Origin of the sequence: Nonomuraea sp. NPDC049750, from assembly GCF_040659625.1 — a bacterium.
GTDB lineage: Bacteria > Actinomycetota > Actinomycetes > Streptosporangiales > Streptosporangiaceae > Nonomuraea.
In genome coordinates, this window is sequence record NZ_JBFANB010000003.1 from 213728 (window position 1) to 238048 (window position 24321).

A 24321-nucleotide genomic window follows, 5' to 3' on the forward strand; every position below is an offset into this window, starting at 1 on the left:
TTGAGTCCCGAGATAAGGACCGTTGACGTGACTGATGAGCTGGCCGGCGAGGTCTCTGGCAATGACATTGCGATAGTCGGGATGTCGGGGCGGTTCCCCGGCGCCGCCGATGTGGCCGGATTGTGGGCGAACATCCGTGATGGCCGTTCCGGCATCACCCGGTTCACCGATGACGAGTTGCGGGCCGCCGGAGTGCCCGAGGACCTGTTGGCCGATCCCGGGTACGTGAAGGCCGGGGCGGTGATCGACGGCGTCGAGCTGTTCGACGCGGGTTTCTTCGGGTTCAGCCCGAAGGAGGCGCAGATCCTCGACCCGCAGCACCGGTTGTTCCTGGAGCACAGCTGGGAGGCACTGGAGGACGCCGGGTGCGACCCCACCCGCTTCGACGGCTCGATCGGAGTCTTCGGCGGGTCCGGCTGGAGCTCGTACCTGCAGCACAACCTCATGCCGAACGACATCGCCGCCACCATGGGCGAGCTGGCCCTCGGCCTGGCCAACGACAAGGACTCGCTGACCCTGCGCGTGGCCCACACGCTGGGCCTGTCGGGCCCGAGCTACGCGGTGCAGAGCTACTGCTCCACGTCGCTCGTCGCGGTCTGCGCGGCGGCCTCCAGCCTGGCCGGGTTCGAGTGCGACCTGGCGTTGGCGGGCGGCGTCGCGGTCAACGTGCCGCACCGGGTCGGCTACCTGTACCAGCAGGGCGGCATCGCGCCGCCCGACGGCGAGTGCCGGGCCTTCGACGCGGGCGGTCTGGGCAGCCCGCTCGGCAGCGGCGTCGGCGTGGTGGCGCTGCGCCGGCTGGAGGACGCGCTGGCCGCCGGGGACCAGATCTACGCCGTCATCCGGGGCTGGGCCGTCAACAACGACGCGGGCAGGAAGGTGGGCTTCACCGCTCCCGGCGTACAGGGTCAGGCCGCCGTCATGGCCGAGGCGCTGGCCAGCGCCGGGCTGATGCCCGCCGACATCGACTACGTCGAGGCGCACGGCACCGGCACCGCGCTCGGCGACGCGGCCGAGCTGGCGGCGTTGCAGCAGGTCTTCCACGACGAGTCGTGCCTGATCGGCTCCGTCAAGACGAACCTCGGCCACCTCGACCGGGCGGCCGGCGTCACCAGCCTCATCAAGACCGCCCTCGCCCTGCGCCACGACGAGATCCCGCCCACCCGCAACCTCACCGAGCCCAACCCGCAGCTCAGCGCCGGTGAGGCCGAGCTGGAGGTGGTCACCAGACTCATCGCCTGGCCGCGCCGGCCCGGCCGGACCCGGCGGGCGGGGGTGAGCGCGTTCGGCATCGGCGGGACCAACGCGCACGTGGTGCTGGAAGAGGCGCCCCCCGTTCCCGTGCCCGCCGTTCCGGAGCTCGCTGTCGCGGTGTCGGCTGATGCGCGCCCGGTTCCGGCCGCGGCGTCGCGGCCGGAGCTGCTGGTGTGGTCCGCGCGGTCCGCCGCCGCGGCCGACGCCATGACCGAACGCCTCGCCGACCACCTCACGTCCGCTACGGCCAGCGCGACGACCGACCCTCTTGTGGTCGACCCCGACACCCCGCACCTGCCCGACGTCGCCCACACGCTCCAGGCCGGGCGGCAGGTCTTCGGACACCGCCGGATGCTGGTCGCCGCCACCGTGGACGAGGCCGTCGCCGGGCTGCGCGACGCCGGCGTGCTGGCCCGCGCGGACAGCCGCGCCGACCGGCCCGTCGCGTTCCTCATCGCGGGCACCGGTGAGCAGTACCCGGGCCTGGCCGCCGAGCTGTACGAGACCGAGCCGGTCTTCAGGCAGACGCTCGACGAGTGCCGGGCCACGCTCCGCGACCACCTCGGCGGAGTCGACCCGCTCGCCGAACTGCTGCTCCCCAGGCAGCCCGGCCAGGCCGCCGGGCTCGACCGGCTGCTCGGGCGGGAGGCGGCGCCGGTCGACACCATGCCCACGGCGGTGTTGCAGCCCGCACTGTTCGCGGTCGAGTACGCCCTGGCCCAGCTCGTACGCTCCTGGGGCATCGAACCGGCACTGCTGGCCGGCTACAGCCTCGGCGAGTACGTGGCCGCCTGCCTGGCGGGCGTCCTCACCCTGGACTCGGCCCTGGCGCTGGTCGCCCACCGGGCGCGGCTGATCGACGCGCTCCCGGCCGGCGCGATGAGCGCCGTGCCGCTGGCCGCCGACGACCTGCGAACCCGGCTGGAGCGGGCGGGCATCGCCGACGTGGACGTGGCCGCGGTCAACGGCCCCGAACTCACCGTGCTCGCCGGTCCGCCCGCCGCGATGGAGGCGGCCAGGGAATTCCTGGCGGGCGAGTCGGTGCCGTGCCGGCCGCTGGCCACCAGCCACGCGTTCCACTCGCGCATGATGGAGCCGGTACGCGACGAGCTGACCCGCTGGATCGCCACCCACATCGCGCTCGAAGAGCCGCGCATCCCGTACGTCTCGAACGTCACCGGCGCCCTCATCACCGCCTCCGAGGCGACCGACCCCGGCTACTGGGCGCGGCACATGTGCGGGCCGGTGCTGTTCGACGCCGTGCTCGGCACGCTGCTCCAGCAGGGGGAGCTGGCGCTGCTGGAGATCGGCCCCGGACAGTCGCTCGGGGCGATGGCCCGCGGTCACCGCGACTGCCCCCGGGACCGCTGGCCGCTGGTGGTCTCCACGCTCCCCGCCGCCGCCGACCCCCGCCCGGCCGGCACCGTGCTGGCCGAGGGTCTGGGGCGGTTGTGGCTGGCGGGCGTGCCGGTCGACTGGGCCGGGTACCGGCAGGATCGTCCCGTACGCAAGGTGGGGCTGCCCAGCTACCCGTTCCAGCGGGAGCGCTACTGGATCGACCCGCCCCGCCACCAGGCCCAGCCCGCACTGACCGCCATAGCTCCGGCTCCCGCCATCGAGGAGGCGGCTCCGCACGTCCGGCTCATGGTGCCGCGCTGGATCGCGACTGACGTACCTACTGCGACCGGTTCGGGCGCGGCCGGGCGCTGGGTGGTGCTCGCCGACACCGGCGGGGTCGCTGACGCGGTCGTCGAGTCGCTGGCGTCTGACGGCACCCAGATCGTGCTGGTACGGCCGGGCGGCGCGTTCGCCGAGGTGACCGGCGGCTACACGATCGACCCCGAATCGGCGGCCGATCACGCCGCCCTGGCCAGGAGCCTGGCGAGCGAGACCCCGACGGTCCTGCTCGACCTGCGGCTGCTCGACCACGCCGACTCCGGTGGTGACGGGCGCCAGGTGGTGCTCCCGCTCTCCCGAATGCTGGACGCCTGGGGCAGTGAGGGTGGCGACAGCACCAGGATCATCGTGGCCACCCGAGGCGGCCAGGCGGTCCTCGACGGCGAGGGGCAGGACCCCGGCCACGCCGCCGCCGCCACGCTGCCGCTGGTCGCCAACCAGGAGTACCTCAACCTCGACTGCCGCTGCGTGGACGTCGAGGTGGGAACCGACGTCGCCGCGACGGCCCGGGACCTGATGGCCGAGCTCCGCGATCCGTCGACCGACGCTTTGGTGGCTATCCGCGACGGACGCCGCCACACCCGCGACTACATCCCCGCCGACCCGGACGGGACACAGACGGTCGGGCCGACCGCCGTTCCGGACGGAGCGCACACGGTCGGCTCGGAAGCGGCGCAGGCGCCGGGCTCGGTGGTCGGGTCGGGCGGAAACCTGACGGCCGGTCTGGGGGTGCGGCCCGGTGGGACGTACCTGATGACCGGTGGTCTCGGGGACGTCGGGCTGCTGGTGGCCGAGCACCTGGTGCGGGCCGGAGCCGCCCGGCTGATCCTCACCAGCCGCAGCGGCGTGCCCGCCACGGCCGGTGACCCGCGCCACGAGGGCGTCCAGCGGTTGCGAGCGCTCGGGGCCGAGGTGCTGACACCGCAGGCCGACGTGACAGACGCCGACGCGATGCGCGCCCTGCTGGCCGAGGTGCTCGGCGACGCGCCAGCCGAGACGTCAGCCGAGGTGCTCGGCGACACGCGAAGCGGGACGTCAGGTGAGGTGCTGCGGGAGGGCGGGCGGCTCGACGGGGTGATTCATGCCGCCGCCGAGACCGGCCGGGACACGTTCCTGTCGATGCGCGACCTCGACCAGGAAGCCGTCGCGAGACACTTCGGCGCGAAGGTGACAGGCGCGCTGGTCCTGCGTGAAGTGCTCGCCGAGCTTCCCGCCGAGCGGGCGCCCGGCTTCTGCCTGCTGTTCTCCTCGACGTCGTCGCTGCTGGGCGGCATCACCTTCGGCAGCTACGCGGCGGCGAACGCCGCGCTCACGGCGGTCGCCCACGACACCGCCGCCTCGCCAACCCGGTGGGTGGCCGCGAGCTGGGACACGTGGTCGCGGACGCTCGAAGGCATGGAAGGCGGCATCGGCGCCGCGATGGCCGCGCACGCCATGAGCACCGAGGAGGGGCTGGCGGCGTTCGACCGGCTGGTGGCCGACAACCGGCCGAGCCTCGTGGTGGCGGCGGGTGGTCTCGACGACCGGCTGCCCCGGGCGGTGAGCGGACCGGAGCCGGGGGCGGGCGGGACCAGGTTCCCCCGTCCCGAGCTGCCCCAGCCGTACAGCCCGCCGCTGACCGCGACCGAGCGGGCGCTGGCCGAGCTGTGGTCCGACGTGCTCGGGATCGAGCCGGTCGGGACCAGGGACAACTTCTTCGACCTCGGCGGCAACTCGCTCGTCGCGCTGCAGATGCTGGCCCTGGTGAAGAAGCGGTTCGGGATCGCGGTGCCGACGGTGATGCTGTTCGAGGCGCCTACGGTGCACACGCTCGCCGGAATCCTCGACGAGAAGGGCGCCGGCCGTACCGGGAAGACGAGTGCCCGCACCGCGACGGTGGCCAAGCGGGTCGCCCAGAAAGCCGTGGAAGGCACCGCCGGACCTGCCGACCGCTCCGGCATCGGCCCCGGCAGCGACATGGACGACGACCGGCGGATCGCCATCGTCGGCATGGCTGGCCACTTCCCGGGCGCCACCGACGTGGGTGCGTTCTGGAACAACCTGCGCGAAGGCGTCGAGTCCATCAGCTTCTTCTCCGAGGAGGAGCTGCTGGCCGCCGGAGTGGCCCCCGACCTCATCCACGACCCGTCGTACGTCCCCGCCCGCCCCGTGCTCGACGACGTCAGTGGATTCGACGCCGCGTTCTTCGGTCTGAGCCCCCGGATGGCGGCCATCACGGACCCACAGCAGCGGGCGTTCATCGAGGTGTGCTGGGAGGCGCTGGAGCAGGCCGGGTACGCGGTGCCCGACAGCAGGGGCCGGGTCGGCGTGTTCGGCGGCAGCAACATCAGCACGTACCTGCTCCGCATGGGCGAGCACCTCCTGAACGACGAGGAGGAGGTCAGCCACTACGAGATCATCATGGGCAACGACAAGGACGCGCTCACCACGACGGTCTCCTACCTGTTCGACCTGTACGGGCCGAGTGTCGCGGTGCAGACGTTCTGCTCGACCTCGCTGGTCGCGGCGCACCTGGCGGTGCAGAGCCTGCGCAACGGCGAATGCGAGCTGGCACTGGCCGGCGGCGTGTCGATCCGGGTGCCCGACCGGATCGGGCACAAGTTCGGGCCCGGGGGGCAGGAGTCGCCCGACGGTCACGTCCGGACGTTCGACGCCCAGGCTCGGGGCAGCATGTTCGGTGACGGGGCCGCGGTGGTGCTGCTCAAGCGGCTGTCGGACGCGGTACGCGACGGCGACCACATCTGGGCCGTGATCCGCGGCTCGGCGATGAACAACGACGGCGCCCTCAAGGTCGGCTTCACCGCGCCGAGCGTGGTCGGCCAGGCCAGGGTGATCGCCGACGCGATGGCCGACGCCGGGGTGACCGGCGAGGACATCAGCTACATCGAGGCGCACGGCACCGCCACCGAGCTCGGCGACCCGATCGAGCTGGCAGCCCTGACGCGGGCGTTCGGCGACACCGAGCAGACGCAGTACTGCCCGATCGGCTCGGTGAAGACCAACATCGGGCACCTGGACCGCGCCGCGGGCGCGAGCGGACTGATCAAGACCTCGCTCGCGCTGCGCGAACGGGTGATCCCGGCCAGCCTGCACTACACCAGCCCCAACCCGGAGATCGACTTCGAGAACAGCCCCTTCTACGTCAACGCCGAGCTCTCCCCATGGCGGACCCGCGACGGACGGCCGCGCATCGCGGGCATCAACTCGCTCGGCATGGGCGGCACCAACGTGCACATGGTCGTCGAGGAGGCTCCCGTCCGGCCCCCGGCGCCGCCGGTTTCGCCCGAGTCCTCCCGCAGGTACCAGGTGCTGCCCGTGTCCGCGCGCAACGCCACCGCGGCCGACCAGGCGGGCGAGCGCCTTGGGCGGCACCTGGCCGCCTCGCCCGGTATCCGATTGGCGGATGTGGCGTTCACCCTCCAGGTGGGACGCAAGACATTCGAGCATCGGCGCGTCGCGGTCGTGGACAGCCTTGAGTCGGCCGCCGCTGTGCTGGGTGGGGAGTCACTGAACCCCGGAGTGCTGAGTGGGGGGTCGCCGAACCCCGGTGCGCGGTCGGCGACGCCTGGGGTGCTGAGCCGGGTCGACACGGTTCAGGGTCGTCCGGTGGCGTTCCTGTTCGCCGGGGCGGGGGAGCAGTATCCCGGTCTGGTCACCGAGCTGTACCGGCGCGAGCCGGAGTTCCGCGCGGCGCTCGACGAATGCCTGGAGCTCCTGCGCGGACCGCTGGGCGAGGTGGACCTCGCGGACCTGCTCGCGGGCGGCCGCGGCAGCGCACCGGACCTCGCCGCCCTGCTGGGCCGCACGGGCTCGAACAGCTCCGCAAGCTCGAACGGGTCTGCGGGCGCGGGCGGTTCCGTTGGCTCAGGTGGGGACGAGCGGGTCGGCGTGCTGGAGCGTACGGAGATCGTCCAGCCGGCCCTGTTCGCCGTCGAGTACGCCCTGGCGCGCACACTCATGACCTGGGGCGTACAGCCGCGGATCATGCTGGGCTACAGCCTCGGCGAGTACGTCGCCGCCTGCCTGGCCGGAGTCCTGTCACTGCCGGACGCCATCGCGCTGGTGGCGTACCGGGCGAAGCTGATCGACGGTGTGCCGCCCGGCTCGATGGTCGCCGTGTCGCTGCCCGCGAACGAGCTGCGCCGCCGGTTCAGGCTCGATGAGCGGGGGCTGGATCTGGCCGCCGTCAACGGCCCGCAGGTGACGGTCGTTGCCGGTCCGGTCGAGGCGATGGACGGGCTCCTCGCCGACCTGCGGCGGGCCGAGATCCCGTGCCGCCCGCTGCAGACCACCCACGCCTTCCACTCCAGGATGCTGGCCCGGCTGAGTGACGAGCTGACCGCCTGGGTCGAGGAGAACGTCCAGCTCAACCCGCCCGCCCTGCCGTACATCTCGAACGTGACCGGCGGGATCGCCGGCGCGGACCTGGTGTGCGACCCGGGCTACTGGGCCCGGCACATGTGCGGGACCGTACGGTTCGCGGACGGGGTCGACGCGCTGCTCGCCGACCCGGAGCTGGCCGTGGTCGAGATCGGCCCGGGACAGTCGCTCGGCGCCCTGGTGCGCGCCGCCGGGTGCCCGCCGCAGCGGTGGCCGCTCATCCTCAACGCGCTGCCGGGCGGCAGCGACAGCCGCCCGGACGACGAGGTGCTCGCGGGCTGCCTGGCCCGGCTGTGGCTGCTCGGCGCCGACCTCGACTGGGCCGCCCACCACGGCAGACACCACAACACCGGGCTCGCCACTGGGTCCGATGCCGGGCTCGCCGCGGGGGCGGCTGATGCGTCCAGTGCCGGGTTGCCGGGGCGGATTCCGCTGCCGACGTACCCCTTCCAGCGCCAGCGCTACTGGATCGACCCACCCGCGACCGGTGCGCGGCGGCAGCCGGTCGGCGCGTTGCCGGCGCTCGACCCGGACAACCTGTTCGAGGCGATCACGAACCTGCCCAGGCTGCCGGAAGACCAGTGGATGTACCTGCCCGTATGGCGACAGACCGCCGCGCCCGCGCCGGGTGAGCAGCCGGGCTCGTGGCTGGTCTACACCCGCGACGGGCTCGCCGACCAGGTCGCCGCCGAGCTGCGGCGGACGGCTGGTGCCACGGTCACGCTGGTACGCCCCGGCGACGCGTACGCCACCACCGCCGACGGCTACACGGTGCGGCCCGGCAGCGTGGGCGACACGCTCTCGCTGCTGCGCGACCTGCGCGCCGCTGGTCGACCGCTGGAGCGGGTCGTCCACCTCTGGACGCTGGACGCCGCCACCGGCGACACCACCATCCGGTACGGCCTGCACACGCTCGTCGCGCTGGCCAGGGCGGCGGCGGAGTCCGGCACCGACGACTGGTCCCTGGACGTCGCCGTCACCGGCACGCAGCAGGTGCTGGGCGACGACGTGTCCAACCCGGACGGCGCGACGCTGATCGGTCCCTGCCTGGTGATCCCCCTGGAATACCCGAAGGTCGCCACCCGCCTCATCGACCTGGCAACCAGCGGCAGGGGCGGTTCGGTGGCCGGTGGGTTGGTGGCCGAGTTGCGGAGGCCGCAGGCCGACCGGATCGTGGCGCTGCGCAACGGCCGACGCTGGGTGCCCGGCTACGAGACCATGGCGGTCGACCCGGACCTGGAGACGCTCCGCGAAGGCGGTGTCTACCTGATCACGGGCGGGCTCGGCGGCATCGCCCTCGGCCTGGCCGAACGGCTGGCCCGCGACTGCCACGCCAACCTCGTCCTGCTCGCCCGCCGCGGCCTGCCACCCCGCTCGGAGTGGTCCCGCATCCTGGCGGGCGCGGCCGAGGAGGCGACCCGGCGGCGGATCGTCCAAGTGCTCGAGATCGAGAAACTCGGTGGCCGCGTCGAGATCGTCACCGGCGACGTCAGTAAGCCCGAGGACGTCCGCCGGGCCGTGGACACGGCGGTCGAGCGGTTCAGTGCCCTCCACGGTGTCCTCCACGCCGCGGGCGTCCCCGGTATGGGGTTGATGCAGTTCAAGCGGTCCGACGAGCTGGACCAGGTGCTCGCCCCGAAGATCGGCGGCACCCTGGCCATCGCCGAGGCGCTGCGCATCGGCCGGCCCGACGAGGTCGAGCTGGACTTCCTGGTGCTGTTCGCCTCCATCACCTCGGCGACCGGCGGCGGGCCGGGGCAGGTGGACTACTGCGCCGCCAACGCCTTCCTCGACGGGTACGCCCACCAGCTCGCCGACACCGGCAGGCGGGTCCTGGCCATCGACTGGGGCGAGTGGACCTGGAACGCCTGGGAGGAGGGTCTGGCCGGGTACGACGGCGCGTTGCAGCAGTTCTTCCGCGACAACCGGGCCCGTGTCGGCATCGACTTCGAGGACGGCTGGCGGGCGCTGCTGCGCGCCCTGGCCAGCGGTGAGCCCCGGGTCGTGGTGTCCACGCAGGACTTCCCGACGGTGGTGCTCGGCAGTTCGCGCTTCAACCTGGAGGCGGTCACCTCGCCCGCTGTGGGTGGCGTGAGCGGTGAGCGGCACCCCCGTCCCGAGTTGGTCACCCCCTACCAGGAGCCGTCGGGGTCGGCCGAGGAGCAGATCGCCGGCATCTGGTGTGATTCGCTCAAGCTCGACCGGGTCGGCGTCCTGGACAACTTCTTCGAGCTCGGCGGCAACTCGCTGCTCGGCGTCAGCATCGTGGCCGCGATGCGCCGGGCGTTCGAGCTGGACGAGCTGCCGCCGCACATCCTCTACGAGGCGCCGACCGTGTCGGCACTCGGCCAGACCATCGAGGCCATGTCCTCGGGCGCGGGCCACGCGCTCGGGACCGGCGCCGACGGCGGCAGCCACGTACGTGCCCAGCTGCGCCGATCGGGACTCGAAGCCTCCGCCGCCCGCAGACGCGGCCGGTGAGACACAACCCAATGAATGGAGCAGAGTCATGACAGTGATCGGCGTAGTGGGCGCCGGTGTGATGGGCGTGGGAGTGGCCCAGAACCTGGCCCAGACCGGCCACGACGTGGTCCTGGTCGACAAGGACGAGCAGATCCTCAAGCAGGCGCTCGCGAACATCGAGCGCAACAGCCGGATGAGTCGCCTGATGGGCGGCCCGGCCCTGGACGCGGACGCGATCCTCGCCAGGATCACCACGGCCATCGGCGCCGACGCCCTGGCCAAGGCGGAGATCGTCATCGAGAACGTGACCGAGAACTGGGACGTCAAGCGGGAGGTCTACGAGGCGCTCGACGCGGCCTGCGGCCCCGACACCGTGTTCGTCGTCAACACCTCGGCCATCCCGATCACCAAGGTGGGCGCCGTGACGGGCCGTCCCGACAAGGTCATCGGCGTACATTTCATGAACCCGGTGCCCGCCAAGCCGGCCGTCGAGCTGATCCCCGGCTTCCACACCACCCCCGACACCATCGAGCGGACCAGGAACCTGCTGGCCGCGATGGGCAAGCGGGCCGTCGACGTCAAGGACTCGTGCGGCTTCATCTCCAACCGGGTGCTCATGCTCACCGTCAACGAGGCCGCCTACCTCGTCCACGAGGGCGTGGCCACGGCCGAGTCCGTCGACGAGGTGTTCCGCAGCTGCTTCGGCCACCCCATGGGGCCGCTGGAGACCGCCGACCTGATCGGCGTCGACACCATCCTCTACAGCGTCGAGGTGCTGTACGAGCACTACGCCGACAGCAAGTACCGGCCGTGCCCGCTGCTCAAGCAGATGACCGACGCCGGTCTGCACGGACGCAAGTCCGGCCGCGGCTTCTTCACCTACGCCAACTAAGTAACCACCGAAAAGGAGCTCAGCTATGTCGAACACCGCTGAGGCGCAGATCCTCGCCTTCGTCCGCAGCCGCTACCCGCAGGCCGAGATCACCGCAGACCAGGACATCTTCTCCCTGGGCTTCGTCAACTCGCTGTTCGCGATGGAGCTGGTGATGTTCGTGGAGAAGACCTTCGAGGTCACCATCCCGAACGAGGAGCTGCGCATCGACAACTTCCGGACCGCCGGCTCGATGGCCGAGCTGGTGGGCCGGCTGTCGGAGGAGCTGGCCGCGTGACGATCGTCACCCAGGCACCGGTCGCGCAAAAGACGCTCCCGGTCACCGACCGGGCCAGCGCCCGCGCGTTCGTGGACACCTTCATCGTTCCGTACGCCGAGGCGTACGACCAGGCCGGCTACATCCCCGAGGAACTGCTGGACCGGATGGCCGAGGCGGGTCTGTGGGCCCCCTTCCTGCCCGAGGAGGTGGGCGGCGCCGGAATGGACCTGGTCACCCTCGGCGAGGTCCACGAGGAGGTGGGCCGCGGCTGCTCGTCGGTACGCAGCCTGCTCACGGTCCACACCATGGTGTCGTGGGCGGTGCAGCGGTGGGGCAGCGCGGCGCAGCGGCAGAAGTGGGCTCCGGCCCTGGCCAAGGGCGCGGTCCTGGGCGCGTTCTGCCTGTCGGAGCCGGGCGCGGGCAGCGACACCTCGGGCATCACCACGACCGCCGTCCAGTCCGGTACGGGCTGGGTGCTCAACGGCGGCAAGAAGTGGATCACCGGCGGCCAGCGGGCGGACCTGTACCTGGTGTTCGCCCGCACCGCGTCGAGCATCGGCGCGTTCCTGGTGCCCAGGGAGAGTCCCGGGGTCGAGGTGCGCCCGATCGACGACATGCTGGGCACCCGCGCGTCGATGCTGGCGGAGGTGACGTTCGACGACGTACGCCTCGACGCCGACGCGCTGCTCGGGCCCAGCGGGTTCACCGCGGGCATGGTGCTCACCGGCACGCTCGACCTCGGCCGCTACAGCGTGGCGGCCGGGTCGGTCGGCATCATCCAGGCGTGCCTGGAGGCGTCGGCGACCTACACCTCGGCCCGCGAGGTCGGCGGCTCGGTGCTGCGGGACCTGCCGCTGATCCAGGCCAAGCTGTCCGACATGGTCACCGACGCGCGGGCGGCCCGGCTGCTGCTGGCGGAGGCGGGGCGGCTCAAGGACGCCGGTGAGGCGTCCACGATCATGGCGACCTGGGTGGCGAAGTACTTCGCGTCCACCGCGGCCGCCAGGCACGCGTCGGAGGCGGTCCAGATCCACGGCGCCAACGGCTGCAGCCCCGACTACCCCGTGGCCCGCTTCTACCGGGACGCCAAGGTCATGGAGATCATCGAGGGTAGCAACGAGATCCAGCGGATCACGATCGCCGGCCAGGCGGACCGGGAGGTGACGTCGTGAGTGTGGCCGTACTCCACGAGAAGCCCAAGCAGGGCCGCATCAAGTGCGTCGTGTGGGACCTCGACAACACGCTGTGGGACGGCGTGCTGCTGGAGGACGAGAACGTCAAGGTACGCCCGGCGGTCGTCGAGCACATCAGGCGGCTGGACCGCATGGGCGTGCTGCACTCGGTGGCCAGCAAGAACGACCACGAGGCGGCGTTCGGCAAGCTGCGCGAGCTCGGCCTCGACGACCTGTTCCTCTACCCGCGGATCAACTGGAACGCCAAGTCCGACTCCATCCGCCAGATCTCCAAGGCGCTCAATCTCGGGCTCGACGCGTTCGCGTTCGTGGACGACCAGGAGTTCGAGCGCGCCGAGGTGGCGCACGAGGTGCCGGAGGTGACCTGCGTCGACGTCGCCGACGTGGACGAGGCGCTGGTACGGCCGGAGTTCACCCCCCGCTTCGTCACCGACGAGTCGGCGCAGCGGCGCGGCATGTACCAGGGACAGATCGCCAGGGACGAGCTGGAGAGCGAGTTCGTCGGCACCAACGAGGAGTTCCTGGCCGGGCTGAAGATGGCCTTCACCATCGCGCCCGCCCAGCGGGAGGACCTCCAGCGGGCCGAGGAGCTGACGGTACGCACCAACCAGCTCAACTCGACCGGCCGCACCTACTCCTACGAGGAGCTGGACGAGCTGCGCGAGTCTCCGGACCACCTGCTGCTGGTGGCCTCGCTGACCGACCGGTTCGGCAGCTACGGCAAGATCGGGCTCGCGCTGGTGGAGAAGGAGGAGACGGTCTGGCGGCTCCGCATGATGCTGATGTCGTGCCGGGTGATGTCGCGCGGTGTCGGAATGGTCATGCTCAACCACGTCATGCGGCTGGCGAAGGAGGCCGGTGTCTCGGTGCGGGCCGACTTCGTGGAGACGGGACGCAACCGGATGATGCAGGTCACCTACGCGTTCGCGGGCTTCAGGGAGGTGGAGCGGAACGGCGCCCACGTGGTGCTGGAGGCCGATCTGACGAACGTGCAGCCGCCTCCGCCGTACGTGAAGCTAGAGATCCTGGATTGAGGCACGATGACCGTCAATGATGTGACCAGCGAAGACGCGATCCAGCGGTGGCTGCCGTTCAAGGCCCAGACCGGCGCGGCGGACGACGCGCTCGCGCTGTTCTGCCTGCCGCACGCCGGGGGCGGAGCCTCCGCCTATCGGGCGTGGCAGCACCGGTTGCCGGGTGTGGCGGTGCTGCCGGTCCAGCCGGCCGGCCGGGAGAACCGGCTGCGCGAACCTCCGTACGAACGGATGGCCCCGTTGGTGTCCGACCTGGCCGACGTCATCCTGGCCGAGGTGAGCGGAGGTCGCCGGTACGCCGTCTATGGACACAGCCTGGGCGCGCTGGTCTCCTTCGAACTGCTGAGGGAGATCCGCCGCCGGGGCGGCCCTGAGCCGGTGCACCTGTTCGTCTCCGGCTGCGTCGCCCCGCACCGGTCGTTCGACGACGGGCCGCCGGTGCGCGGCATGAGCAGCGCCGAGCTGGTGGAGCTGCTGCGCAAGCTCGGCGGGACCCCTGACTGGCTGCTGAACGACCCGTCCGTGCTGGAGATGATCCTGCCCGCCATGCAGGCCGACTTCAGCGTCAAGGAGACCTACGCGTACTACCCCGAGCCCCCGCTGAACGTCCCGATCACCGCGCTGCCGAGCACCGACGACCCGCGGGCCGGCCGGGAGCTGGTGGCCGCGTGGCGGGAGCAGACGACCGGGCGGTTCGACCTGCACACCTACGTCGGCGGGCACTTCGCCGTCTTCGAGCAGGCGAAGCTGACCTACAAGCACGTCTCGGAGGCGCTGCGCGCGTGGGTATGACGCAGCCCAGGGTGTGGAAGATCCACCTCGACCGGCCGTTGGCGCCGGGCGGGTGGCGGTCGCTCTCCGACGCCGAGCGCGAGCGGGCCCGACGGCTCGGCTCGGCCCGGGAGCGGCACCGGTTCATGGTCGCGCACGCCGCGCTCCGCGCCATCCTCGGCGAGGTCTGCGGCGTGCGCGCCGCGCGTCTGGCCTTCGGCACGGAGGAGAGTGGTCGCCCGTACGTAACTCGGTCCCACGGCCGGGGAGCGCCCGATTTCAACCTGTCCCACTCCGAGGAGTGGGCCCTGGTGGCGGTGGCGCCGCCGGGCTCCAGGGTCGGCGTGGATGTCGAGTGGATCCGCGAGGACCTCGACTGCCTGGCGATGGCGGGCAGCATGTACCAGCCGGAGGAGGTCGACCGGCTGCGCGAGGCGGGCCCTTCCGGCCTCCGTACCGGATATTTCCGCCTCTGGACGGCCAAGGAGGCGTACGTCAAAGCCGTCGGGGTGGGCCTGGCCGGGCTCCGCAATGTCCTGGTACGCGAAGAGAGCACGACCCATGGGGCCGTGCTCTCGCCGCCCGGCGCCGCCCTGCCTGTCCGCTGGCTGGACGTCGCGCCGGGTTACGCCGCGGCGGTCGTCACCGCCGGGGCCGCCTCATGACCGCTTAGAGACAGGCACCACGTACCGGCTGAACACCAGGTCGCGCAGTACGTCGTCACCGCCCTCGACGATCGACACATAGCGCACGTCCCGCAGCAGTTTCCCGATGACCGAGTCGTGCGTGTAACCGAGCCCGCCGAACATCTCCGAGGCCGTGGACGCGATCTGCCACCCGGTCTGCCCGCAGAACATCTTCGCGGTGAGCGCCGACTTGAGCGTCCCGACACGCAGGAACTCCTCGCCGGCGTCCGGCCGGGCCGCGACCGCGTCGTACGCGCGAGCCGCCGCCAGGCACTGGTTCGCCATCACGTCGATCTGCATCTCGAACTGGCCCAGCCGGCCGGCGAACACCGCGTTGTTGGCCAGCGGCGAGCCCTTCACCGACTTGGACTTGCCGTACTCCATGCACACGTCGCGCACCCGGCGGGCGATGCCGAGCGCGGTCGTGGCGATGAGGATGCGGCTGGCGTTCAGCCCGACCTCCAGCAGCCGCAGGCCGTTGCCGCGCAGTACGTTGGCCGCGGGCACCCGGCAGTCGGTGAGCGAGACCTGGTAGGTCGCCGACGAGCGCAGCCCGATGACGTCCCACCGCTTGTCCACCCGGATGCCGGGTGTGTCGCGCGGCACCAGGACCGCGAGGTAGCCCGCCGGGTCGTCCTGGGCCCGCGCGATCACCACGATGAACTGCGCGAAGTCGGTGTTGGTGGAGAACGCCTTCTGGCCGTTGAGCACGATCTCGTCGCCGTCGCGGGTCGCCGTGGTGGAGATCCGGGCCAGCTCGCTGCCCGCCGCGTGTTCGCTGCCGAGCGTCGCGCAGAACCCGTTCTCCGCCGCCATACGGCCCAGGTGGCGCTCCCGGAGCTCGGCGGAGCCGTACCACTGGACCATGCTCGTCGTGAGCACCGGGATGAACAGCGTGAACGCCACGCCCGCGTCGGCGTAGGCCAGCTCGGAGACGATGCGGACGCTCTCCTCCAGGCCGAGCCCGAGCCCGCCCGACTCCTTGGGCAGCCACCAGTTCGCCAGGCCGGTGTCGGCGAAGCGCTTGTAGAGCGGCATCGGTGCCTCGGCCAGCGAGTCCAGGTAGGCGTCCTTGTCGAGCAGCTCGCGCCGGGCGAAGCTTTGGATCTTGCGCAGATACTCGGGCTGCTTCACGCGTCCTCCCTTGAATCGAGCAGAGCGGCGAGCTGGCGGACCGTCGGGCACTCCAGCAGCCCGGTGACCGGCACCGAGGCGTTCAGGGCCTTGCGGATCCGGGTGGTCAGCTCGATCGCGAGCAGCGAGTGGCCGCCGAGCTCGAAGAAGTTGTCCGTGGCGCCGATCGGGTCGATGCCCAGCACCCTCGACCAGATGCCGGACAGCGTGGCCTCGGTGCCCTCGTTCGGCTCGACGTACGGGGTGCTCAGGTCCGGGCGCGGGTGGCGCTCGCGGTCGTCGTCGAGATCGTCGTCGCCGGCGTCGTGGATGTCACCGGTGACCCACTGCGCGATGCGCGCCTCCAGCGAGCCGGTCGAGATGACCAGGTGCCCGACGCGGTCGGCGGCCGACAGCGCCCGCTCGAACACGTCCACGCCCTCCGCGGGCGTCATCGCGTAGTCGATCACCGCGCCGCTGTGGCCTTCGAGCCGGTCGGGGTCGATGTTCCAGGTGTCCCAGTCGACGGTGACCCACCGGCCGCCGCCCAGCCGGGCCACCCGGATGTAGGCGTCCAGCGCCGCGTTCGCCGACGCGTACGGCGCCAGCGTCATCCCGCCGAGCACCGCCGCGATCGACGACAGCGTGACGCGCCGGTCGCGGGCCTGCTCTCCCAGTACGGCCTCCAGCACGTGGAAGCCCTTGACCTTGGCGGCCAGGTGCGCGTCGCACTGGTCGCGGTCCATGAGGTGGGCGAAGTTGAAGTAGCCGCCGTCCTGGACGCCCGCGCCGTGCACGGCCACGTCGATGCCGCCGAAGCGCTCGACCGCCGCCTCGACGACCGCCCGCATCCCGGCCTCGTCGGCCACGTCGGCCGACAGGGCGAGCACGGTCGCGCCGCGCTCCTCCAGGTCGCGGATGTTGCGGATGTGCCGTGCCGTACGCTCCCCGCCCTGCGGCACGGAGGCCAGGAAGGCGTCCCACTCCGCGCGGGGCGGCAGCGGGGCGCGGGCGGTGAGCACCAGGCGGCAGCCGTACCGGGCGGCCAGGTGGCGGGAGAGCACGAGGCCGACGTCGCCGAGACCGCCGGTGATCAGCACGGTGTCGCCGTCGCGGAACGGCCGCTCCTCCGGGCCGGGCTCGTCGATGGGGTACTGCTCGTACTGCCGCAGCCACGTCTCGCCCGAGCGCACCGCGACCGGCCCCTCGTGCGGGGCGACGGAGGCGGCCAGGATCTGTGTGGCCAGCTGCTCAGGATCGATGTCGGAGCCGACGTCGATGTGGCGGCAGCGCAGGCGCGGGTTCTCCTGCTGCAGGCTCGGCGCCAGCGCGGCGAGCGTCGCGTGCTCGGGGTGGCGCAGGTCCGAGCCGACCACGCCCACCGCTCCCGACGTCAGCAGGACCAGCTCGGCGCGCGGCGCGGAGCCGGTGTTGTCGACGAGCTCGCGGGCCAGCGCGAGCGCGGAGTAGAAGCCGCGGCTCTGCTCGGCGTCGAAGTGGGCGACCGGGTCCGGCCCCGCCTCGGCGGCGGACAGGCTGAAGGCGTGAATGATCGAGCGCGGATTGACCACGAGCGAGTAGAGCACCTCGGCCATGTCGTCCGCCTTGTCGGGGCGGATCGTGAAATGTCCGGCGTCATCCTCGTCGAACCGGTCGCCCCGGCGCACCGCGGTCACCTCGGCGCCCGCCTCGGTCAGCCGCTCGACCAGGGCCTCGCCCCGGTCGTCGTCGGTGAAGACCAGCCAGGGACCGGCCAGCCTGAGCTGCTCGTCCAGGCCGTTGAGGGTCAGGGGCCGCTGCCGCCACGTCGGCAGGTGCGTCCACTTCGAGCGGTCGAACGTCTTGCCGGTGCTCGGGGGCGCGGCCATCATGCTCGGATTGGCCTTGACCCAGAACCGGCGCTTCTGCCAGGGGTAGGTGGGCAGCTCGACCCGCAGGCCCGCGCCCTGGTGCAGGACCGCCCAGTCGATGGCGCTACCGGCCTGCCACAGCCTGCCCAGAGTGGCCAGCAGCCACTCGGCGGCGCTCTCGTCGCCGGCGGGGGTCACCACGATCTCCTCGACTCCGGATGTGTCGGAGGTCGCGTCGTGGAGCAGGCGCACACCGAGCGCGGTGAGCGCCTCGGCGAGCGCCGCGACCGCGTCCTCGGGGGAGGCGCCGATGGTACCGGCAACGCCAGCGGTGCCGGGGCGGGTCAGCCGGTCGGCCGCCGCCCGCAGGTCCGCCCACCACTCGGCCGGTACGTCGCCGCCCGGCGTGACCAGCCGGACCTTGGGGTTGCGGCGCTGCGTCTTGGCGTCGATCCAGCGCGCCGGATCGCCCAGCGCCGCGACCGCGTCCTCCCGGTCCCGGACCACGATCGCCCGCCGCGTCGCGAAGCCGCCGCGCGACACTTGGAGCGTGTACGCCACATCCGCCAGATCGTCGGCCAGGTCACCGGAGAGGTGCTCCCGCAGCAGACCGGTGAGGTCGGACAGCGCCTGGCCGTCGGCGGCCGAGAACGTCAGCAGGTGCGGTCCCGGCCGGGCCGGCCGCGCCGGCCGTACCGGCGCCTGCTCCAGCACCACGTGCGCGTTGGTGCCGCCGAGCCCGAACGAGCTGACCCCGGCCCGCCGCGGATGCGGACCGGCGGGCCAGGCCCGGTGCTCGGTGAGCACCGTGAACCGGTCCCGCGCCGTCGCCAGCGCCGGGTTGGGCGTCTCGTAGTGCGGGGTGCCCGGCAGCAGCTCGTGCTTGAGGGTGAGAGCGGCGCGCATCAGCCCGGTGACACCGGAGGCGCGGTCGAGGTGACCGATGCTGGGCTTGAGCGAGCCCAGCACGCACGGCGTCTCGCGGGGCTGGGCGAACACCCGGTTCATCGCGGCCAGCTCGATCGAGTCGCCCAGCATGGTGCCGGTCGCGTGGCACTCGACGTAGCCGACGGTGTCGGGCTTGACCCCGGCCACGCCCAGCGCCGACTCGATGACCTCGGCCTGCCCGTCGACGCCGGGCGCGGTGTAGCCGGCGCGGGTCCGGCCGTCGTTGTTGGCCGCCGAGCCGAGGATGACCGCGTGAATGACGTCGCCGTCCTTGAGCGCGTCGGACATGCGCTTGAGCGCGACCGTGCCGACGCCGCTGCCCATGACCGTGCCGCCCGCCTCGGCGTCGAAGCTGCGCACCCGGCCGTCGGGCGACATGATGCCGCCCTGCTCGTACAGGTAACCGGCGGGCTGGGGGAGCGGGGTGAACGCGCCGCCCGCCAGCGCGATGTCGCACTCGTACGTCAGCAGGCTCTGGCAGGCCAGGTGCACCGACACCAGCGAGGTGGAGCAGAAGGTCTGCACGGTGACGGCCGGGCCGCGCAGCCCGAGCTTGTAGGAGACGGTCGAGGCCAGCGAGTCGCGCTCGTTGCCGGTGGCCATGAGCAGCGCGCCGCCCGGCTGACCGGCGAGGTGCTGGATGTTCTGGACGATGTAGTCGGGGAAGCCGCAGCCGGCGAAGACGGCGACCTGTCCCGGCGTGTCGGTCGGGCAGTAGCCCGCGCTCTCCAGCGCCTCCCACGAGCATTCGAGGAAGAGCTTGTGCTGGGGGTCCATCGTCTCGGCCTCGCGCGGGTTGATCCCGAAGACCGTGGCGTCGAACTGGTCGAGGCCGTCGATCGGGCCGCCGACGCGGACGTAGCGCGGGTCGGCCACCTTGCCCGGCTCGACGCCGGACTCGGCCAGCTCCTCGTCGGTGATCTCGCGCAGCCCCTTGATCCCGGCCAGGACATTGCGCCACAGCTCGCCGACGCTGCTCGCGCCCGGAAAGCGACCGGACATCCCGATCAGGGCGACCGCCGAGTCGTAGTCCGTCTCAGTGTCCGTCATGATGCCGCCTTCCCACGGAGCATGTTGCGTCGCTGTTCGATGCGGGACCGCCGCTGGTCAAGGGCCCCGAGGGTCTGCTGGTCCTGCTCGCCCCCCGAGGTCGCGGCTTCGGCGAGCGAGGCCACCGTGGGCGACTGGTAGAGGATGTGCGGGGGCAGGTAGGACAGTTCGAGGGCCTTGCGGACCTCGGCGATGATCTCCATGCCGAGCAGCGAGTTGCCGCCGAGCTCGAAGAAGTTGTCGTGGATGCCGACCTGCTCCAGGCCGAGCGCCTCGGCCCAGACCGCGGTGATGGCCTCCTCAGCTGGTGACTGCGGCTCGACGTAGGCGGTCGACAGCTCGGGCCGTGGGTGGCGGCCGAAGGCGTCGCGGATCTTCTTCACCGTGGCCTGATGGCTCTCGATCGACGAGCGGCGGCTCATCGCGACCAGCGGGGCGAAGTCCTGCGTCGAGGTGATCACGTGGGCCTCGCCGCTGGCCAGCACCCGCAGCAGCGTCTCGTAGCCCTGGTCGAAGGTGATGCCGAAGTTCTCCCGGTACCAGGTGAAGTAGTGCTTGGAGCCCTCGTCGTAGTTCTCCAGGCCGTCGGTCCAACCGTTCCAGGTCCACTCGCACCAGTCGATCGCCGTCACGGTCACGCCGGGCAGCGGGTCGCTCAGCGCGTACGCGTCGAGGAAGGCGTTGGCCGCGCAGTAGTCGACCTGGCCCGCGCCGCCGCCGGTCGCCGACGTGGTGGAGGAGAACAACGCCACGAAATCCACCGGCACATCGCGAAGCGCCTCGCCGATGGCCAGCGTGCCCGCCACCTTCGGCGCCAGCGTGCGCTGGATGTCGGCGGCCGTCTTGAACTGCATCAGGCCGACGGCCGGCACCCCGGCGCAGTGCAGCACGCCGTTGAGCTCGCCGAACGTCTCGATCGCCGCGCCGACCGCCCGCCGTACGTCATCGGGCTGGGAGACGTCACCGGCGACCGTGATGACCTGGATGCCCGCGGCCTCCAGCCGCCGCAGCCCCTCGATCCGCCGGCGTACCTCGTCGGCGGTGCGCTCCGAAGCCAGGATGGGGCCCCACTGGTCCTTGGGCGGCACGGGGGTGCGGCCCATCAGGACGAGGCGGGCCTGGTAGTGCTCGGCGAGTCGTTCGGCCATGGCCAGGCCGATGCCGCCGAGGCCGCCGGTCACGAGGTATGTGCCGCCCCGGCGTACCTGGGCCTTGGGGGAGTCCTGGTCGATGCACGACGCGTCGAGCACCTCGTACTCCGGGACCCAGCGCCGGCCACTGCGCAGCCCCACGACCTGGTCGGCGGGTTCGGCGCGCAGCTCGGTCAGGAGGTCGCGCGGTGACGACGCCGTGTCGATGTCGATCAGGCGGGTGCGGACTCGCGGGTACTCGACCGGGATCAGGCGCGTCGGGCCGAGCAGGGTGCCGCGTTCCGGGATGACCCGGTCGCCGGGGAGTACCCGCTGGCCGCCGATGGTGACGATGTCCAGCGACCACCGCGTGATGCCCATGTCGCCCGCGGCCCGCGCGAGCGCGACCAGGGTGTGCAGGCCGCGCCGCAGGCACTCGTCGGTCGAGTCGGGGTTCTCCTCGGCGGTCCACAGGTGCACCACGCGCTCGGGCTCGAAGTCCCGCTCGGCCAGGGCCCGCAGCGCGCTGACGGCGTCCTCCGGCGAGCCGGGCCGGACCACCAGGCCGTCGGGCCCGGCGGCGAACCGCTCACCGGGACGGACCAACACCACCTGGTGCCCCGCCGCCTCCAGGTGCGCGCGCAGCGCGGCGGCCAGCGTGTCGGCCCGGCCCGCGTCGGTGTAGACCAGCCAGCGGGCCGCCTCCTCCTCGCGTGCCGGGCGCGGCGCGGTCTGCCGCCAGGTCGGCACGTTGATCCAGCGCTCGTCGGGCAGCCGGGGCAGGGCGTTCAGGATGCTGGTGGGGTCGCTGTCGTCGATCGCGGGCGCGCCGGTGCTCGCCGCGGTCTGGTCGATCTCCAGCCAGTAGTCCTGGTGCTCGAAGGGGTAGGTCGGCAGCGGGATCCGGCCGGGCGTCCAGCCGGTGTGCAGCGCCGCCCAGTCGACGGAGACGCCGGCCAGCCAGAGCTTGCCGACGGCCGTGGCGGTGGCGGCGTGGGTGTCGAGGCGGTCGTTCGCGGCGGGCAGCGTGGTGACGATCAGCGGCCACTGGGCGCGGTCGCACTCCGGGTGGCCGCGGGTGAGCGCGCCGAGCGACTGGCCGGGGCCGATCTCCACCAGGGCGAGGTCGCCGGTGCCGAGCACGTGCGCGAGCCCGGCGCCGAACTCCACGGTCTCGCACATGTGCCGGGACCAGTAGCCGGGGTCGGTGACGACGTCCGCGGTGGCCAGGCGGCCGGTGACGTTGCTGACGTACGGGATGACCGGGGGGTGCAGGGTGACGTTGTCGCTGATCCAGGCGGTCAGCTCGGCGGCCACCGGCTCCAGCATCCGGGAGTGGAAGGCGTGCGTGGTGTCCAGGCGGCGGCAGCCGATCTTCGCCTCCAGCAGCAGCGCGCCGGCCGCCTCGACCGCCGCGACGGGTCCGGCGAGGACCAGCTGCGAGCCGGTGCGCACCGCCACGTCCAGGTCGCGGGTCAGCAGGTCGCCGAGTACCGCGCGCAGCCGCCGCTCGTCGGCGGCCACCGCGAGCATGGCGCCCTCGGGCTGCGAGGTGATCAGCTTGGCCCGGTAGGCGACCAGCCGCAGCGCGTCGGGGAGCGAGAGGACGCCGGACAGGCAGGCGGCCACGTACTCGCCGAGGCTGTAGCCGACCATGATCTCGGGGGCGATGCCCCAGCGGATGAGCTGGCGGGCCAGCGCGTACTCCGCCACGAAGACGGCGGGCTGGATCAGGTGCGCCTCGACCGTGGAGGGGGTCGCCGCGTCGCCGGTCCGGCCCAGGAGCCGGGCCAGGTCGCCGCCCGTGTCCTGGCGCTCGGCGGCCACGAAGACGTCGGACAGCTGCGCGGCCTCGGTGAGCCCGAGGACGGTCAGGCACTCGTCGACGTCGTCGCGGAAGGCGGGCTCGTCGGCGTAGAGGTCGGCCACCATGCCGGGGTACTGCTCGCCGACCCCGGCGATCAGGAAGCCGACCCGGCGGCCCACGGTCGCGTCGTTACGGCCCAGCCGCCCGGCCGGGTCGGCCAGCAGAGTGGCGGCGCGGCCGGTCGAGTCGGCCACGACGACCCTGCGGTGGTTGAAGACCTTGCGGCCGACCTGCAGCGTGTAGGCGACGTCGCCCAGTTCGAGGTCGGAGTCGATGTCCAGCCGGTCGGCGAGCCGGACGCAGGCGTTCTCGGCGGCCGACTCGGAGCGGGCCGACAGCGGCAGCACCTGCCAGCGGCGGGCCCGCTCGGGGCGTCCCTCGGGCCGCGGGGCCTCGGTGACGATGGCGTGCGCGTTCGTGCCGCCCATGCCGAGCGAGCTGATGCCCGCGATCCGGGGCCGGTCGTCGTCACGCGGCCACGGCGTGACCTCGGAGGTGACGCGGAACGGGCTGCTGTCGAAGTCGATCTCCCGGTTCGGGGAGGTGTAGTGCAGGGTGCCCGGGATGAGCTCGTTGCGCAGGGATTGGACGACCTTGATGAGCCCGGTGACGCCCGAGGCCCGGTCGAGGTGGCCGACGTTCGGCTTGATGGAGCCGAGCAGGCAGTATTGCTTGTCCTTGGTGGGGCCAAAAGCGCTGGTCAGGGCGGCGACCTCCATCGGGTCGCCCACCTCGGTCGCGGTGCCGTGCGCCTCGACGTACGAGATCTCCGACGGGTCGACCCCGGCCCGCTCGATCGCCCTGCTGACGCACCTGCGCTGCCCGTCGATGCTGGGCGCGAGGTAGCTGAACTTGAGCGCGCCGTCGTTGTTGATCGCGGAGGCACGGATGACGGCGAGCACGGTGTCGCGGTCGGCGATCGCGCGGTCGAGGCGCTTGAGCGCGACCACGGCGGCCCCGTCGCCGAACATGCTGCCCTTGCCCTCGGCGTCGAACGTGCGCACGTGGCCGTCGGGCGACTCCTGGCCGCCCTCCTCCCACAGGTACCCGACCCGGTCGGGGATGCGTACGGACACGCCGCCGGCCAGCGCGATCTCGCAGTCGCCCCGGCGCAGCGCGTCGCTCGCCAGGTGCACGGCGACCAGGGAGGTCGAGCAGAACGTCTGCACGGCCACACTCGGGCCCGAGAGGTTCAGGCGGAAGGAGACGTTCGTGGTGAGCGCGTCCTTGTCGTTGCCGATCATCAGGGCGGACGGGTCGATGCCCATCTCGAACGCCCTCAGCCGGGTCAGCAGGTAGCCGCTGATGTTGGTGCCCGCGAACACGCCCACGCTGCCCCGCGCGTCGGGCGAGCCGTAACCGGCGGCTTCGAGGACCTCCCAAGCCACCTCAAGGAAGATCCGCTGCTGCGGATCGGCCAAGGTCGCCTCACGCGGGTTGTAACCAAAGAATCCGGCGTCGAATCCCCGGATGTTCTCGAGAATCGGCCGGCTTCTCACATAGTTCGGCTGCTGGAAGGTCGCCGGACTGACCCCCGCGTCGATCAGCTCCTCGTCGGAGAATCGGGTGAACGATTCCACGCCGGTGCTGATGTTGCGCCAGAACGTCTCGACGTTGTCCGCCCCGGGGAATCGGCCGGCCATGCCGATGATCGCGATATTCGACTCGTCCGCCGAGTGTTTCGAGTCGCCGGGTGAATGCTGCTGATCCATCAACATGCCTCAATTCCGTACATGTCACTGAATTACTGATAG

General features: G+C 72.1%; 10 protein-coding genes. 7 read left to right on the top strand and 3 right to left on the bottom strand.

Annotated elements, in window-relative coordinates:
• Positions 1-27 precede the first annotated feature (27 nt).
• The 7 genes from AB0J16_RS09585 to AB0J16_RS09615 are packed head-to-tail and all read left to right on the top strand — an operon-like array spanning position 28 to position 14588.
• On the top strand, positions 28-9792 hold the full coding sequence (locus AB0J16_RS09585; protein ID WP_358536527.1) for an SDR family NAD(P)-dependent oxidoreductase: 9765 nt from the start codon (positions 28-30) through the stop codon (positions 9790-9792).
• 28 nt (positions 9793-9820) lie between these two features.
• Positions 9821-10666, top strand: a complete 846-nt coding sequence (locus AB0J16_RS09590; protein WP_358536529.1) for a 3-hydroxyacyl-CoA dehydrogenase NAD-binding domain-containing protein — start codon at positions 9821-9823, stop codon at positions 10664-10666.
• Between the two features lie 25 nt (positions 10667-10691).
• Positions 10692-10943: an acyl carrier protein gene (locus AB0J16_RS09595; RefSeq protein ID WP_358536531.1), complete on the top strand. Its 252-nt coding sequence runs from the start codon at positions 10692-10694 to the stop codon at positions 10941-10943.
• Positions 10940-12097 (top strand): acyl-CoA dehydrogenase family protein, encoded by a 1158-nt coding sequence (locus AB0J16_RS09600; RefSeq protein ID WP_358536533.1) that lies wholly within the window; start codon positions 10940-10942, stop codon positions 12095-12097. The genes AB0J16_RS09595 and AB0J16_RS09600 overlap by 4 nt, the downstream gene beginning before the upstream one ends.
• Entirely contained in the window at positions 12094-13152 is a 1059-nt protein-coding gene (locus AB0J16_RS09605) for an HAD-IIIC family phosphatase (RefSeq protein ID WP_358536535.1), read from the top strand. The genes AB0J16_RS09600 and AB0J16_RS09605 overlap by 4 nt, the downstream gene beginning before the upstream one ends.
• Before the next feature lie 6 nt (positions 13153-13158).
• Positions 13159-13944, top strand: coding sequence for an alpha/beta fold hydrolase (locus AB0J16_RS09610; RefSeq protein WP_358536537.1), 786 nt, complete (start codon positions 13159-13161; stop codon positions 13942-13944).
• Positions 13941-14588: a 4'-phosphopantetheinyl transferase superfamily protein gene (locus tag AB0J16_RS09615; protein WP_358536540.1), complete on the top strand. Its 648-nt coding sequence runs from the start codon at positions 13941-13943 to the stop codon at positions 14586-14588. Before AB0J16_RS09610 ends, AB0J16_RS09615 begins: the two co-directional genes overlap by 4 nt.
• On the opposite strand, the gene AB0J16_RS09620 is transcribed toward AB0J16_RS09615, so the two are convergent.
• The 3 genes from AB0J16_RS09620 to AB0J16_RS09630 are packed head-to-tail and all read right to left on the bottom strand — an operon-like array spanning position 14583 to position 24279.
• Positions 14583-15743, bottom strand: a complete 1161-nt coding sequence (locus tag AB0J16_RS09620) for an acyl-CoA dehydrogenase family protein (RefSeq protein ID WP_358536542.1) — start codon at positions 15741-15743, stop codon at positions 14583-14585. The genes AB0J16_RS09615 and AB0J16_RS09620 overlap by 6 nt on opposite strands.
• Complete coding sequence (locus AB0J16_RS09625; protein WP_358536545.1) at positions 15740-19570, bottom strand: SDR family NAD(P)-dependent oxidoreductase; 3831 nt, start codon at positions 19568-19570, stop codon at positions 15740-15742. Before AB0J16_RS09625 ends, AB0J16_RS09620 begins: the two co-directional genes overlap by 4 nt.
• Positions 19567-24279: an SDR family NAD(P)-dependent oxidoreductase gene (locus tag AB0J16_RS09630; RefSeq protein WP_358536548.1), complete on the bottom strand. Its 4713-nt coding sequence runs from the start codon at positions 24277-24279 to the stop codon at positions 19567-19569. Before AB0J16_RS09630 ends, AB0J16_RS09625 begins: the two co-directional genes overlap by 4 nt.
• Between the last annotated feature and the right edge of the window lie 42 nt (positions 24280-24321).

Bases quoted from the DNA above. Each gene is read 5' to 3' on its own strand.
- AB0J16_RS09590 (WP_358536529.1), top strand. From the start codon at position 9,821: ATGACAGTGATCGGCGTAGTGGGCGCCGGTGTGATGGGCGTGGGAGTG.
- AB0J16_RS09625 (WP_358536545.1), bottom strand. From the start codon at position 19,570: ATGACGGACACTGAGACGGACTACGACTCGGCGGTCGCCCTGATCGGG.
- AB0J16_RS09615 (WP_358536540.1), top strand. From the start codon at position 13,941: ATGACGCAGCCCAGGGTGTGGAAGATCCACCTCGACCGGCCGTTGGCG.
- AB0J16_RS09610 (WP_358536537.1), top strand. From the start codon at position 13,159: ATGACCGTCAATGATGTGACCAGCGAAGACGCGATCCAGCGGTGGCTG.
- AB0J16_RS09630 (WP_358536548.1), bottom strand. From the start codon at position 24,279: ATGGATCAGCAGCATTCACCCGGCGACTCGAAACACTCGGCGGACGAG.
- AB0J16_RS09595 (WP_358536531.1), top strand. From the start codon at position 10,692: ATGTCGAACACCGCTGAGGCGCAGATCCTCGCCTTCGTCCGCAGCCGC.